The organism is Myxococcus sp. AS-1-15, assembly GCF_020037055.1.
In the GTDB taxonomy this organism is placed as follows: Bacteria; Myxococcota; Myxococcia; order Myxococcales; family Myxococcaceae; genus Myxococcus; species Myxococcus fulvus.
In genome coordinates, this window is sequence record NZ_JAIQDF010000013.1 from 275,112 (window position 1) to 287,891 (window position 12,780).

At 70.9% G+C, this 12,780-nt stretch carries 11 protein-coding genes; 2 read left to right on the forward strand and 9 right to left on the reverse strand.

What is annotated here, in order from left to right:
- Positions 1-5: 5 nt before the first annotated feature.
- The 5 genes from K8625_RS31040 to K8625_RS31060 all read right to left on the reverse strand — a co-directional run bounded on the left by K8625_RS31040 (position 6) and on the right by K8625_RS31060 (position 6,293).
- The gene (locus K8625_RS31040) at positions 6-1,865 is read right to left on the reverse strand and encodes a hypothetical protein (RefSeq protein WP_223784741.1); all 1,860 of its coding nucleotides are present in this window, start codon (positions 1,863-1,865) and stop codon (positions 6-8) included.
- Between the two features lie 4 nt (positions 1,866-1,869).
- The gene (locus K8625_RS31045) at positions 1,870-2,622 is read right to left on the reverse strand and encodes a protein phosphatase 2C domain-containing protein (RefSeq protein ID WP_223784742.1); all 753 of its coding nucleotides are present in this window, start codon (positions 2,620-2,622) and stop codon (positions 1,870-1,872) included.
- 2 nt (positions 2,623-2,624) lie between these two features.
- A complete protein-coding gene (locus K8625_RS31050) occupies positions 2,625-3,464 on the reverse strand; it encodes a vWA domain-containing protein (protein ID WP_223784743.1) in 840 nt (279 codons plus the stop codon).
- Positions 3,465-3,588: 124 nt separating this feature from the next.
- A complete protein-coding gene (locus tag K8625_RS31055) occupies positions 3,589-4,791 on the reverse strand; it encodes a M20/M25/M40 family metallo-hydrolase (RefSeq protein ID WP_223784744.1) in 1,203 nt (400 codons plus the stop codon).
- 272 nt (positions 4,792-5,063) lie between these two features.
- Positions 5,064-6,293, reverse strand: coding sequence for a mechanosensitive ion channel family protein (locus K8625_RS31060; protein ID WP_223784745.1), 1,230 nt, complete (start codon positions 6,291-6,293; stop codon positions 5,064-5,066).
- A gap of 264 nt (positions 6,294-6,557) precedes the next feature.
- Between K8625_RS31060 and K8625_RS31065 the strand changes: the two genes are divergently transcribed.
- Positions 6,558-7,784, forward strand: a complete 1,227-nt coding sequence (locus tag K8625_RS31065; protein ID WP_223784746.1) for an endonuclease/exonuclease/phosphatase family protein — start codon at positions 6,558-6,560, stop codon at positions 7,782-7,784.
- Between the two features lie 7 nt (positions 7,785-7,791).
- Here K8625_RS31065 and K8625_RS31070 read toward each other — a convergent pair whose 3' ends face one another.
- The 4 genes from K8625_RS31070 to K8625_RS31085 all read right to left on the reverse strand — a co-directional run bounded on the left by K8625_RS31070 (position 7,792) and on the right by K8625_RS31085 (position 11,772).
- Positions 7,792-8,253: a nuclear transport factor 2 family protein gene (locus K8625_RS31070; RefSeq protein WP_223750160.1), complete on the reverse strand. Its 462-nt coding sequence runs from the start codon at positions 8,251-8,253 to the stop codon at positions 7,792-7,794.
- 85 nt (positions 8,254-8,338) lie between these two features.
- A complete protein-coding gene (locus K8625_RS31075) occupies positions 8,339-8,653 on the reverse strand; it encodes a hypothetical protein (RefSeq protein WP_223784747.1) in 315 nt (104 codons plus the stop codon).
- Between the two features lie 31 nt (positions 8,654-8,684).
- Positions 8,685-10,133: an aldehyde dehydrogenase family protein gene (locus K8625_RS31080; RefSeq protein WP_223750162.1), complete on the reverse strand. Its 1,449-nt coding sequence runs from the start codon at positions 10,131-10,133 to the stop codon at positions 8,685-8,687.
- The gene (locus K8625_RS31085) at positions 10,123-11,772 is read right to left on the reverse strand and encodes an acetolactate synthase large subunit (protein WP_074957532.1); all 1,650 of its coding nucleotides are present in this window, start codon (positions 11,770-11,772) and stop codon (positions 10,123-10,125) included. Before K8625_RS31085 ends, K8625_RS31080 begins: the two co-directional genes overlap by 11 nt.
- A 104-nt stretch (positions 11,773-11,876) precedes the next feature.
- On the opposite strand from K8625_RS31085, the gene K8625_RS31090 reads away from it, so the two are divergent.
- Positions 11,877-12,761 carry a LysR substrate-binding domain-containing protein gene (locus K8625_RS31090; RefSeq protein ID WP_223784748.1) on the forward strand — a complete coding sequence of 295 codons (885 nt, stop codon included), beginning with the start codon at positions 11,877-11,879 and terminating at the stop codon, positions 12,759-12,761.
- Positions 12,762-12,780 lie beyond the last annotated feature (19 nt).

A 12,780-nucleotide genomic window follows, 5' to 3' on the forward strand; every position in this document is an offset into this window, starting at 1 on the left:
ACTTTTCACGGTTTGTCGGGAGTTTCCTGAAAGAGCCAGCCGAGGAAATGGGAGAACTGGCTGGAGCCGTAAGCGGCGAGCGCACATTCGGCGACGAGCTCACGCGAGCCCTCGACGACGAGGTCATGTCGCGTCTGAGCGAGCGCGCGGTCCACCTCGGTGAGCGGACTCTCCTGCGCCCGCAGCAGCTCGATGAGCGCGGCGGCCCGGGACATGGCCTCACGGAAGGCCCTGGAGAGGACGCCAGAGGTCCGAGCCTGGGCCGCCGCGGTGTCCTCCTCCGCCTCCAGCGCGGCGCGGCGCTCGTCGAACCGGGCCTCGAGCGCAGCCAGGCGCTGCTTGAAACGCAGCAGCGCCTCGTCGCGCGCGCGGGCTGAGAGCGATTGTTGAAGCTCCGCGTCGTCCTCCCAGCGTCGACGTTCGACCTCCAGGTCCTTGCGAGCGTTGAGCTCCTCGCGCTCCACCTGCGCCCGCCGTCCCTCGATGCGCTCCAGCTCGGAGCTGTCCACGTCCAGGTTGCGTCGACGCACGTCCTCCATCCACGCGTGCAGGGCGTCCTGCTCCGTGAGCAATGGAGCGCGCGCGGCCTGGGACTCGCGCAGGATGGCGGGACGGGACTGGGTCAGCCGACGCAGCTGCTCCTCCAACCGGGCGCGCGCCGTGGCCGCCTCGGTCCGCTGGCGTTCCCACGCGAGGCGCTCACGCGCCAGTGCGTCGCGCAGGTACAGCGCTCGACTTCGCACCGCCCCCACGCTCCCGACGAACCCCGCGCCCAGCAGCCACCACGGCGAGAACACCACGGCGGGCACCAGGCCCAGCGCCGCGGTGACCAGCAGCCCGCCGACCATGCCGCGCTCCAGCGAGCCCTCGCGGGAGAACTCCCGCACCACGAGCTTGTCGAGGGGAAGGAATCGCGACAGCTCGCGCAGCCAGGCCATCGTCGGCGACGCCTCGCCCTCCCTGGGCGGCGACACGTCCAGCGACACCTCGGGCACCGCGTCGGCGCGCATCGCCAGCAGTCGCGACAACATGGGGGCCACGTACTCGCGCACCCGCGCGTGGGGCGAGGTCCGCAGCGCCTGGAGCAGCGGGGAGCGCTCCGGCTCGACGAAGTCCCTGCGGCGCAACAGCAGACAGTCATCCCCGCCCTGGAAGCGCTCCCAGAGCGACGGCTCGTGCGCGAGCGCCACGAGCGACAGCCACACCACCCAGCCCGAGAAGTGGTCCAGCCGCAGGTCGAAGAACGCCGCGTCGCGGCCGGGGTGCTGGTAGTTCGGGTGACCCGTCTCGTGGCCCGTGCGCCCGACCAGCGCGGGTACGCACATGCCGTCGTAATCGATGAGCCGCAGCCCCCGCTCCGTGACGAGCACATTGCCGTGCTGCAAATCGCCGTGCGCGATGCCGGCGTCACGCAGGGCCGACAGCAGCCCCAGCCACTCCGCGGCGAGCCTGAACAACGTCAGCGGCTCATGCAGGTGTCGGCCGACGTAGCGCTCCAGGGACTCGCCCTGCACCCACTCCATCATGACGATGGGCAGCCAACGGCCACGGACGTGGATGCCACGAGGCTGGAACCAGACCCCCACGGACGATGGCAGCCAGCGCTGCTCCAGATGCCGCCGGATCTCGAGGTAGCGCGACTCCTGGTCCCGGGGATACGGGCGCGTGAAGCAGCGCACGGCGTAGACCTGGTCGCCGCAGGTCACCTTGTACGTGGTGGCGAAGTTGCCCGCGCGAGGCCGGGGCAGCCCCGCCATCGCCCCCGTCCCCTGCTCGACGACGCCCGCCTTCAGCCGAGCGTCGGAGAAGGCCTGTCCCGGATGCTGAAGGGCGGCTTGATAGTCGCTGTCGGAAGGCAGGGCCATGACGTCACGCCCCCACCGACAGGCGCATCAGCGTGGTGTCGTCATTGCGGATGCTCCGCGCCGCGCGCAGGCCCGCCACGAACGACTCGAATGAAGCCCGGGCGGGCAACGCCAGCCAGGGCCGCGCTCCCCGCTCATGCTCCCCCAGGAACCAGTGGGCCAGCGCATCCGTCATCAGGAGCAGCATGTCACCCGCGCGCACCTCGCCCGTCGCCCCGCGCGCCTGCTCGACGACGCGTGCGTTCTGCGCGCCGTGCGTGGACACCAGGAAGGGACGCGAGCCGAACGACGACGCGAGCTCCAGGGGGAAGCTCCGCACCAGCTGCTCGTCGCGCACCTGGAACAGACACGAGTCCCCCACCGCCAGCGCGGACCACGTGCCCACGACGCCGTCCCCTCGCGCCGGCGTCCCCACGAGGCTCACGCCCAGCAGCGTGGCGAAGGCCCCCTCGCGGAGCTTCTCCTGGGCGTACCAGGGCAGCTCCCGCCCCTCGACCTCCGCGAGCCAGCGACGCTGCAGTCCCGGCAACGCCTGGAGCAGGTCCGGGGGCGCCCGCAGCGGGCCCTGGGCGTACTCACGCGCGAGCAGCCGCGCCCACAGACCGGAGAAGAGGCTCTCCGTCGCCCCGTCCGCGACGGCCACGTGCAGCGTGTCCTCTTCGATGACACAGGCGTGCTCGGGCGCCGCGGCGTCCTCGTTCTCCGAGGGCGCGTTGCCGTCCTTCTGGACGCCCATCACCTCGAGCCCGATTCGCATGCTCAACGCAGGTTGCTCGGCCGCGTCCCGATGTTCAGGAACTTGATGAGCGAGAGGATGTCCGCGTTGAAGACGAAGCCGCGCGCGCCCTCGCGCACCGCGTGGCCCTCGTCCCTGGCCGCGGCGAGCATGCCCTGGGTGAGCGGGCTGGAGAGCGCGAAGAGCCTGCGCGCGTGCGCGTCCGGCAGGTTCGTCTCCGAGTCGGGGAACTGGATGGGCACGGCCGGGTTCGAGGACAGGTGCACGTTGAGCAGCAGCACCGCGCCGTCCGCGCCCTGCACCGAGCGGAGCGCCGCCGCGGCCTCCGTCGGGTCGCCGTCCGTGGGCTCGCCGTCGGAGATGTTCACCACGATGGGCGGGAAGCTCTCCGGGTGCTCGCGCCTCCAGGTCGTCACCAGCTCGCGGGCCCGGAGGAGCACCTCGCACATGGGCGTGGGGCCGTGCGCGTGCGGCTCGACCCAGATGGGGAAGCGGACCTTCTCGCGCACCAGGCCCCCCATCCCGTCCTCGCGCTCGCGCGTGCGCTCTTCCAGCCTCGCGGGCGCATGCCCCACCTCGCTGATGGGCACCAGCCCCCGCCCCGCGAGCGCGCCGGAGAAGGCCGGGGCGACCTTCTCGCCATACCCGAGCACGCCCAGGTGGAAGTAGTCCCGGATGCCCTCCTCGCGGGCGCACCGCACCACCAGGTTCTGCAACAGGCGGTTGGTGACGTCCGCCACACCCTCGGCCTTCTTGCGCGTGCCGCCCTGCCCCCCGAAGGGGTCGTCCATCGACCCCGACTGGTCGATGAGCAGCAGGATGCAAGCGGGCTGGGTGCGGCTGATCTCCGACGAGTAGGCCATGGGTCCTCGCACTGCGCGGTCCAAGCTGCGCGCGCGAGCCTACAGTGCCCCCTGCCGACGGGGACGACGATTCGACGCCCTCCGCCGCGCCCCGGGACAGCCGGCGCGGCGGAGGACGGACGGCCTAGTTCGTCACGCCCTTGGCCAGCTCACCCACGAAGCCCGCGGCGATGCGCGAGAACTTCAGGGCGTGGTTGGCGTTGTTACCCGACTGGGCAATCGTGTCGTTGACCGTGTGGATGTAGGGGTTGCCCGAGCTGACCGTGGACTCGTGCGGGATGGAGGCGGCGAAGCCCTGGTTCGTCCACGACGCGTGGTCCGAGCACGCGTAGCCACACGTGGTGTCGCGCTGGACGATGCCACCGCCGTAGGTGGTGATGATGTTGCGCAGGAACGTGTTCTGCGCGGCGTTGGTGTAATCCGTGACCACGCCCACGTCATGGGTGTTGCCGGCGCGCTTGTAGTTGGTCATGTCCAGTTGGAGCACGCCCACCACGTTGATGCCGTTGTTCTTGTGCCAGGCAGCGATCTCCTTCGAGCCGCGCAGGCCGACCTCTTCGGCCGCGTAGCCGATGAACTTCACCGTGCGCAGCGGACGGTAGTTGCAGGACACCGCGGCGCGGATGACCTCCGTGAAGGACGCGATGCCGGAGGCGTTGTCATCCGCGCCAGGCGCCGTGGAGCCCGAGGAGATGGAGTCCAGGTGGCCGCCCACCACCACCACCTCGCTGGCCAGCGTGGAGCCAGGGATGGTGAGGACCACGGAGGGCTGCGCCCACGCCGCGTGGGTGAACAGCGACGCGGTGATGTCGCTGCGCGACGCGGCGATGTTCGCCCAGAGGGTGCGCAGCGCGTTCGCCGCGTTCACGCCCGTCGTGTGCGTGTAGTAGCGCGTGGTGTACCCCGACAGCGTGGTGATGGTGGAGCGCACGCCGGGCTCGGTCAGCCGGCCAATCATGCAGTTGACGGCGGTGGCGTTGTCGATGGTGTACGTCACCAGCTCCTGCGTGGCCGCCAGCGGCTCGGGCACCAGCGACTTCTCCGCCTCGTCCCGGGTCTCGAACGTGACGAAGCCCGCACACCGGTTGAACTTCTCGTGCATGACATGCGCGATGCGCTCCAGCTGCGACTCGCGCACCGCAATCACCGACACCTCCTTCTTCGTCAGCGACGGAGGCGGCATTTTCCAGCCTTCCTTCGCGAACGCCTCCGCCACGGGCTCCATGGCGTCGGCGCCCAACGAAATCCACAGCTCCCGGTCCTCGGCCCCCGCGAACGACGCGGTAGGGCTCAGCAACATCAGGGCAAACGGAATCAACCGCTTCATGGGCAGCGCTCCTTGCTGGGTGGGTGGTGCGTCGCGGATCACCGCGGCCAGCCGCATCGCACGGCCTCCGCGTGTGGACTCCACATGGCGCGCGCACTGCTGCCACGCGCGCCCTCGGGAGACGGAACCGCACTTTCCGCTTAATCCGCGATTGCGGACAACCTACCCCACCCCGGAGACGCAGGGTGAACTATCCACCATTCAACATGGACGCTCCGTATGGGCGTTGCGCCTCCACGGCCCCACCTGCACGGCCGTGGAGTGCGGGCCAGTCACTCGCTGGGGAGCGCGGCCACCACATTCGTGCCCGGCCGGGCGCCGTTGTGGGAGGACGGCTCGTGCTCGGTGAGGCAGGCCTCGGTGCGGACCATGGGCAGGCCGTAGGGCTGCTCGCGCAGGAAGGCCATCAGCCGCTCGCGCACCAGGCACCGCAGGTCGAACGCCTTGCCGGAGTCCGCCGCGCTCACCAGGGCGCGCAGCTTCATGGTGCGCTCGGACATGTCCGTCACCTGCAGCCCGCCCACCTTGCCGTCCCACAGCCCGTTGGACTCCTGCTCCAGGATGCGCCGCAGCTCGGCGCGGACCGCGGGCACGTCCGTGCGGAAGTCCACGTAGAACTCCGCGGTGCCCATGATGTCCGGAGACACCTTGCTCCAGTTCTGGAAGGGCTTCTCCAGGAAGTGACCCATGGGAATCACCAGCCGGCGCAAATCCCACACCTTCACCACCACGTACGTGAGGGTGATCTCCTCCACCCACCCCCACTCGTTCTCCACGATGACGGTGTCGCCGATGCGGATGGGCTGGGTGATGGACAGCTGGATGCCGGCCAGCAGCGTGGAGATGGACTTCTGCGCCGCCAGGCCGATGAACAGGCCGGCGATGCCCGCCGAGGCGAGCAGCGACACGCCCACGTTCCGCACCGCCTCGAACTGCAGCAGCATCAGCGACGCGCCGATGAGCACCACGGCGACCTCGACGACCCGCCGCAGCACCGCCAGCTGCGTGCGCAGGCCGCGGGCCCGGCCCACGTTGCCGCCCTTCTCCTCGCGCACCACCGTCTGCTCGACGAAGCCCGCGGCGAGCTTCACGAAGCGCAAGAGGAACCACGCCACCGCCACCAGGCCCACCGAGCGCGTCACCAGCTCCACGCCGTGCTTCGCCACCGGCGGCAGCTTCAGCGCCCACAGCCCCGAGGCCACCAGCACCGCGAACAGCACGTAGCGCGTGGGGCCTCGCGCGGACGTCGCCAGCTGGTCATCCCAGCCCGACTTCGTCATGGCGGTGGCCCGGTCCACCAACCTGAGCACCAGCCACTCGAGGGCCCGCCCCAACAGCCACGCCCCCACGAACAGCACCGCCAGCCCCGCCCACTGCCACAGCTCCAGGCCCCACGCGCTGCCCTCGGGCACCGGGACGGGCAACGGAGGCGGCGGGGTGCTCGCCACGGGTGCTTCGGGAGTCGCGGCGGAGAGCCAGGGCAAGGGGATGGAACGCACCATGTCTGGGACCTTTCGAGTCGGGGCGCACGGCGAGCCCCGGTCCCGCGCCTCCCTCTCGCGTGGACTCCGTGCTCCCGGGCTTAATGTTTGAGGTCAAACCTACTAACGGTACGAGCGGGGATGGTCCAGGACCTTTTTGGAGGGAGGTTCCCCTGGACCCGGCGCGGCTTTCCGGGATGACCGGGTTGAGGGAGACTCGGGCCCCACGCTGTCCACGCGGAACCACGGCCCGGGCCGTGTGCTTCCTGAGCGCAGGAGATGGTGATGAGCATCTGGAATGTCGCGGGCCGTTGGGCCCGGAGCGTCGTTCAGCAGCCGCCCGCCCCCTCCACGGCCAACGAGGCGCGGCCCAAGGATGGCGCGGGCGCGGCGTCGGGCTCGGCGCAGGCGAAGGACTCCTTCACGCCGTCTCCGTCACCGGGCCCCAGCCCCACGCGGCCGGACTTGTCTGGGGGAGCGAACGAGGGGCCGAGCGGGTACTCGAAGCCGGTGCACGCGGACGAGCTGCCGAACATCCAGAACGGCACGGGGGTGCTGACGCTGAACCTGGCCAACGGCGCGGGCTCCGAGTACCGCACGGCGAAGAACCGGGAGGAGCAGGCGGAGCTCATCCGCGAGACGGGCGCGACCATCGCCGGGTTCCAGGAGGTGGACATCGGCGTGGACCGCAGCGGGAACGCGAACACGGCGTTGGACATCGCGCGGCACCTGAACCCGGCGTTCGAGGCGTTCAAGTCGGGCACGGTGCCCACGGTGGGGCTGCACGAGGACGCGCCGGCCACGGCGATCCGCAAGGGCGCGGATGGGACGACGCTGTACCAGACGCCCGAGGGGACGCTGGTGACGGGCGAGTCGTTCTCCGGGGACGACAGGAGCATCAAGGGCGACACGGACGCGGACGCGACGTACGGCAACGCCATCTACGTGGGGGCGCCGGACAAGGTGGTGGACGCGTACACGGTGACGCTGCCGGCGGCGGAGTCCGGAGGACCCGCGGTGTCGACGAAGGAGGACCTGGCGGCGCTGGGAGACGGCAAGCTGACGGAGTCCGAGCGCAAGGCGCTGGGGGAGCGCAACGAGGCGCTCAGGAAGAACAGTCCCTCCGAGCCGCGCACGGCGCTGGTGACGCGCGTGGTGGGGCCGGATGGCCAGGAGAAGAGCATCATCAACGTGCACCTGGCCGCGGGGAAGGAAGGCGCGGGGCTGCGTGAGAAGCAGCTCCAGTTCCTCGCGGAGGTGGCGCGCGCGGAGGCCAAGGGGCCGCCGGCGCGCGAGCTGGTGGTGATGGGTGACTTCAACGACTCGACCGAGAACGTGGGCAAGGCGCTCGAGGGCGCGGGGCTGCACCGCGTGGTCGGCGGCAAGAAGGCCAACGGCGACAACTTCGACCAGGTCTGGGTGTCGGGCGGGCTGGACACGCACAACGCCGCGCAGGTGAAGACGGACGGCGTGAGCGACCACGCGCACGCCGGTTACGCCATCATCCGCTGACGCGGGGTCACTTCGCGCCGGTCTTCGCGGCCGGCGCGGGCCCGGGCAGTCGCGAGACGTGGCTCGCGACGATGCGCCACCGGCCCTCGCGCTTGATGAGGGTGTCGGTGAAGCGCAGGTCCGCCGCGAAGGAGGAGCCGCCCGCGACGCCCTTGACGGAGGTGATGCCAATCACCACGGCGGTGTCTCCGTACAGGCGGACCTTCATGTCGTGGTTGCGGAACACCTCGTAGCGAGGCTCCCGGGTGCGCACCTCGGCGAGCGTCGCGGCGCGGTCCGTGAGGTTGCCGGAGGAGTCGAGCAGCGTGAAGCCGTCGGCGAGGAAGCCCTCGAGGAAGGCGACGTCCCCCTTCTCGAAGGCCGCGCAGCCGGCGTGCAGCGCGTCGAGCACGGCCTTCTCCTCCGCGCTCGCGGCGGAGGCGGGGGTGGACAGTGCAAGCAGGACGAGGACGAGCAGCGTGCGGACCATGGGAGGACCTCCTGGGGAGCGAGGCCCCCTGGCGTACAGCGACCTCCGCGCGCTGTCGAACCATCGTTGCTCCGTGATGCCCGGGCTACTCGATGATTTTGACGTGCTGCGCGCCGCCGGCCTTCAGGTAGTCGGCGATGCGCTGGATGATGACCTCGCGCTCCGCGTCGGTGACCTTCTTGCCGTCGTCCCAGCGCCGGATGGACTTCTTGACGATGAAGCCGAAGCCGGCGCTGAACTCGAACAGCAGGGCCCTGTCGTTCTGCTGGTAGAAGCCCATCTCGCCGCGGCCGAGCGCCGTGACGCGGTACGCCTCCGAGTCACTCACGCGCACGCGGAGCCCCCGGGAGGGCTCCTCCTTCTTGATGCGCTCGATGAAGTCGCGCTCGTCCTGGTCCATCCGGGCATCTTGGCCACGCTCGCGCCGCGCCTCAATCCTCCTGGGGCGCGCGCTGGCGCAGCACCAGCAACCGCAGCTCGGTCATGTCCTCGATGGCGTACTTCACGCCCTCGCGCCCCAGGCCGGAGCCCTTCACTCCGCCGTAGGGCATGGTGTCCACGCGGAAGCTCGGCACGTCCCCCACCACCACGCCGCCCACCTCCAGCTCGTCCCAGGCGTGCATCGCGCGTGAGAGGTCGTTGGTGAAGAGCCCTGCCTGGAGCCCGTACCGCCCCGCGTTGACCTGGGCCATCGCCTCCGTGAAGGACGTGAAGGGCTGCAAGAGCACCACCGGACCGAACGCCTCCTCCGCGCTCAGCGGCGCGTCCTCGGGCACCCCCTCCAGCACCGTGGCCTCCAGCAGCGCCCCCTTGCGTCCACCGCCCGTCAGCACCCGGGCGCCCCGCTCCACCGCGTCCTGGATCCACCCCTCGAGCCGCTTCGCCGCCGGCTCGTCGATCATCGGCCCCAGCGTCGTCGCCTCGTCCCGAGGGTTCCCCGAGCGCAGCGCCCGCGCCCGCGCGACGATGAGCGCCTTGAATGCGTCGTAGTGCGACGCATGCACCAGCACCCGCTGCACCGAGATGCAGCTCTGCCCCGACTGGAAGAACGCCCCGAGCGCCACGCGGTCCGCCACCGCCTCCAGCGGCGCGCCCGGCTCGCGGTCCACCACGCACGCCGCGTTGCCGCCCAGCTCCAGCACCACCTTCTTGCGCCCCGCGCGCGCCTTGAGCTCCCAGCCCACCTTCTCCGAGCCCGTGAACGACAGGAGCTTCAGCCGCTCGTCCTCGATGAGCGGACCGATGTCCTGCAGCGTCGGCGTGACGACGGAGAACGCGCCCTCGGGCAGGTCCGTCTCCGCGAGCACCTCCGCCAGAATCATCGCGCTCACCGGCGTGCGGTCCGACGGCTTCAGGATGAACGGGCAGCCCGCGGCAATCGCGGGGGCGACCTTGTGCGCTACCAGGTTGAGCGGGAAGTTGAATGGCGTGATGAGCGACACCGGCCCCACCGGCACCCGACGCGTGAAGCCCCGATAACCCTCGGCCCGCGCGGACACCTCCAGGTTCAGCACCTCGCCGCCTCCGCGCACCGCCTCCTCGGCGGCGGCCTTGAACGTCTCGATGAGCCTCGTCACCTCGCCGCGCGCGTCACGCAGGGGCTTGCCCGCCTCGATGCAGAGGACCCGGGCCAGCTCCTCCGCGCGCGCCTGGAAGCGACGCACGCAGTGCTCCAGCACCGCCTGTCGGGCATGCGCGGGCAGCCGCCGCATCGGCCCCGCCGCGCGCACCGCGGCGGCGATGGCCTCCTCCACCGCGGCCGCGTCCGAGAGCGCGACGCGCGTCACCACCTCACCCGAGTACTTGTCCACCACGGGCAGGTCCGTGTTCGGCCAGCGCGGCCGGTTGGCCACGTAGTACGGGTAGCGTTCAGCCAACATGGAGCACCTCGCCTTCCTTCTCCCCGACGCCGAGCGCGCGGGTGTTGTCCGAGTAGTCGATGGGCAGGTCGATGACATGCACGCCGCCCGACTCCAGGCAGCGTGACAGGGTGGAGCCGAACTCCGACGCGCTCGTGGGTCGATGCCCCCTGGCGCCGTACGCCTCCGCGTAGCGGACGAAGTCGGGGTTGCCCAACGCCATACCGAAATCCGGCAGGCCCATCTCCCCCTGCTTCCAGCGAATCATCCCGTAGCCGTCGTCACGCACGACGACCACCGTCAGGTCCAGCCCCAGCCGCACCGCCGTCTCCAGCTCCTGCGAGTTCATCATGAACCCACCGTCACCGCAGACCGCCACCACCTTGCGGCGCGGATGCACCAGCTTCGCCGCAATCGCGGAGGGCAGCCCCGCCCCCATCGTCGCGAGCGCGTTGTCCAACAGGAGCGTGTTGGGCCGCCGCGTGCGGTAGTACCGGGCGAACCACAGCTTGTACATGCCGTTGTCCAGGCACACGATGCCGTCATCCGGCAGCGCGCGGCGCACCTCCGCCACCAGCCGCGCGGGGTAGATGGGGAAGCGGTCATCCGCCGCGCCTCGCGCCAGCTGCGCCTCCAGCCCCGCCCGGGCCTTCTCGAACGGCGCGAAGTCCCAGCTCGCCCCACGCTGTCCCAGCCCCTCCGCGATGCGCCACACGGCGTTGGCGATGTCCCCCGTCACCTCCAGCTTCGGGAAGTAGACCGGGTCCACCTCCGCCGAGGAGAAGTTCAGGTGGACGACGGCGCGGCTGCTGTCGCGCATCACGAACGGCGGCTTCTCGATGACGTCGTGTCCCACGTTGATGATGCAGTCGGACATCTCGATGGCGCGGTGGACGAAGTCTCCGTCCGACAGCGCGGCGGTGCCCATCCACAGCGGGTGGGACTCATCGACGACGCCCTTGCCCATCTGCGTGCTCGAGAAGGGAATCCCCACCCGGTCCACCAGGACGCGCAGCATCTCCGAGGTGAGCTTCCGGTTCGCGCCCGCGCCCACCATCAGCAGCGGCCGGCGCGCGGAGGCAATCGTCTCCACCGCCCGCGCGATGGAGCCCTCGTCCGCCACGGGCCTGCGCCACGCGCTGGGCGCGAGCAACGGCGCCTCGGTGGCCTCGCGCGCGACGTCCTCGGGCAGCTCCAGATGGGTGGCGCCGGGGCGCTCCTCCTCCGCGCGGCGGAAGGCCTCGCGCACGGCGGACGGGACGTGCTCCGCGGAGACGAGCGTGCGCGTCAGCTTGGTGAGCGGGCGCATCATCCCCACCACGTCGACAATCTGGAAGTGGCCCTGCTTGCTCGCCTTGATGGGCTTCTGCCCGGTGAGCATCACCATGGGCATGGCGCCCAATTGCGCGTACGCGGCGGGCGTGACGAGGTTGGTGGCGCCCGGCCCCAGCGTCGCCAGGGTGACGCCCGCCTTGCCGGTCAGCCGCCCCCACGTCGCCGCCATGAAGCCGGCCGCCTGCTCGTGGCGGGTCAGCACCAGCTTCAGGCTGGAGCCGCGCATCGACTCCAAGAGGTCCAGATTCTCCTCGCCGGGCAGCCCGAAGACGTAGCGCACGCCCTCGGCCTCCAGCGCTTTGACGAACAGGTCCGATGCCTTCATCTCGCGGTCCTTCCTTCCGGTGACACCGAAGTTCTACGGACCGGGCTCGATTCGTACATTCGTTTGTTCACATCACTTCGATAGGCACCATCTATGATGGACCCATGGAGCTCCGACACCTGCGCTACTTCACCGCCGTGGCGGACACGCTGCACTTCGGCCGGGCCGCGCGGCGGGTCCACGTCTCGCAGCCCACGCTGTCCCAGCAGATCCGCCAGTTGGAGGAGGAGCTGGAGACGCCCCTCTTCGAGCGCTCCCGCGCGGGCGTGCGCCTGACGCAGGCCGGAGAGCTGTTCCGCAGCTACGCGTCGCGCGCGCTGGAGGACGTGGACGCGGGACGGATGGCGGTGGGCGCGCTGCGAGGCCTGGCCACGGGCGCGCTGCGCGTGGGCTATCCCCCCAGCATGCGAGGCCTGGTCGTCCCCGCGATCGCCGCCGTCCTGCGCCGGCACCCCGGCCTCGCGCTCAGCGCGGAGGAGCTGGTGGTGCGCAGGATGGAGCGGCGCTTGACGGACGGAAAGCTGGACGTGGGGCTGGGCTACGCACCGGCGCGCGCGCCGGACCTGGACACGGAGCCGGTGTTCGACAGCCGGCTCGCGCTCGTCGTCGCGCGAGGCCACGGGCTGGCGGGCGCGGAGACGGTGGGCGTGAAGCAGCTCACGGACGAGCCCTTCGCCCTGCTCTCCCCGGGCCTGCGGGTGCGCTCGCGCGTGGACGCGTACTTCGCCACGCTGAAGCTGTCCCCACGCATCGCGCTCGAGTCCAACGCCGTGGGCACGGTGCTCGCCATCGTCCGCGCGGGGCTCGCCGTCACGATGCTGCCCGAGCCACGTCTCGCCGACGTGGAGCGGCTGGTCGTCAAGCGGCTGTCCCCGGCGCCGCGCTCCGAGCTGGCCGCCCTCCTCTGGCGCAAGGGTGCGCCCCGAGCCCCCGCCGCCGAGCTGTTCGCCGCCGAGGTCCGCGCCCGCGCCAGGGAGTCCGGAAGCTGACCCCCTTCACGCCCGAGCC

Bases quoted from the DNA above. Each gene is read 5' to 3' on its own strand.
- K8625_RS31090 (WP_223784748.1), top strand. From the start codon at position 11,877: ATGGAGCTCCGACACCTGCGCTACTTCACCGCCGTGGCGGACACGCTG.
- K8625_RS31060 (WP_223784745.1), bottom strand. From the start codon at position 6,293: ATGGTGCGTTCCATCCCCTTGCCCTGGCTCTCCGCCGCGACTCCCGAA.
- K8625_RS31045 (WP_223784742.1), bottom strand. From the start codon at position 2,622: ATGCGAATCGGGCTCGAGGTGATGGGCGTCCAGAAGGACGGCAACGCG.
- K8625_RS31065 (WP_223784746.1), top strand. From the start codon at position 6,558: ATGAGCATCTGGAATGTCGCGGGCCGTTGGGCCCGGAGCGTCGTTCAG.
- K8625_RS31075 (WP_223784747.1), bottom strand. From the start codon at position 8,653: ATGGACCAGGACGAGCGCGACTTCATCGAGCGCATCAAGAAGGAGGAG.
- K8625_RS31040 (WP_223784741.1), bottom strand. From the start codon at position 1,865: ATGGCCCTGCCTTCCGACAGCGACTATCAAGCCGCCCTTCAGCATCCG.
- K8625_RS31050 (WP_223784743.1), bottom strand. From the start codon at position 3,464: ATGGCCTACTCGTCGGAGATCAGCCGCACCCAGCCCGCTTGCATCCTG.
- K8625_RS31085 (WP_074957532.1), bottom strand. From the start codon at position 11,772: ATGAAGGCATCGGACCTGTTCGTCAAAGCGCTGGAGGCCGAGGGCGTG.
- K8625_RS31080 (WP_223750162.1), bottom strand. From the start codon at position 10,133: ATGTTGGCTGAACGCTACCCGTACTACGTGGCCAACCGGCCGCGCTGG.
- K8625_RS31055 (WP_223784744.1), bottom strand. From the start codon at position 4,791: ATGAAGCGGTTGATTCCGTTTGCCCTGATGTTGCTGAGCCCTACCGCG.
- K8625_RS31070 (WP_223750160.1), bottom strand. From the start codon at position 8,253: ATGGTCCGCACGCTGCTCGTCCTCGTCCTGCTTGCACTGTCCACCCCC.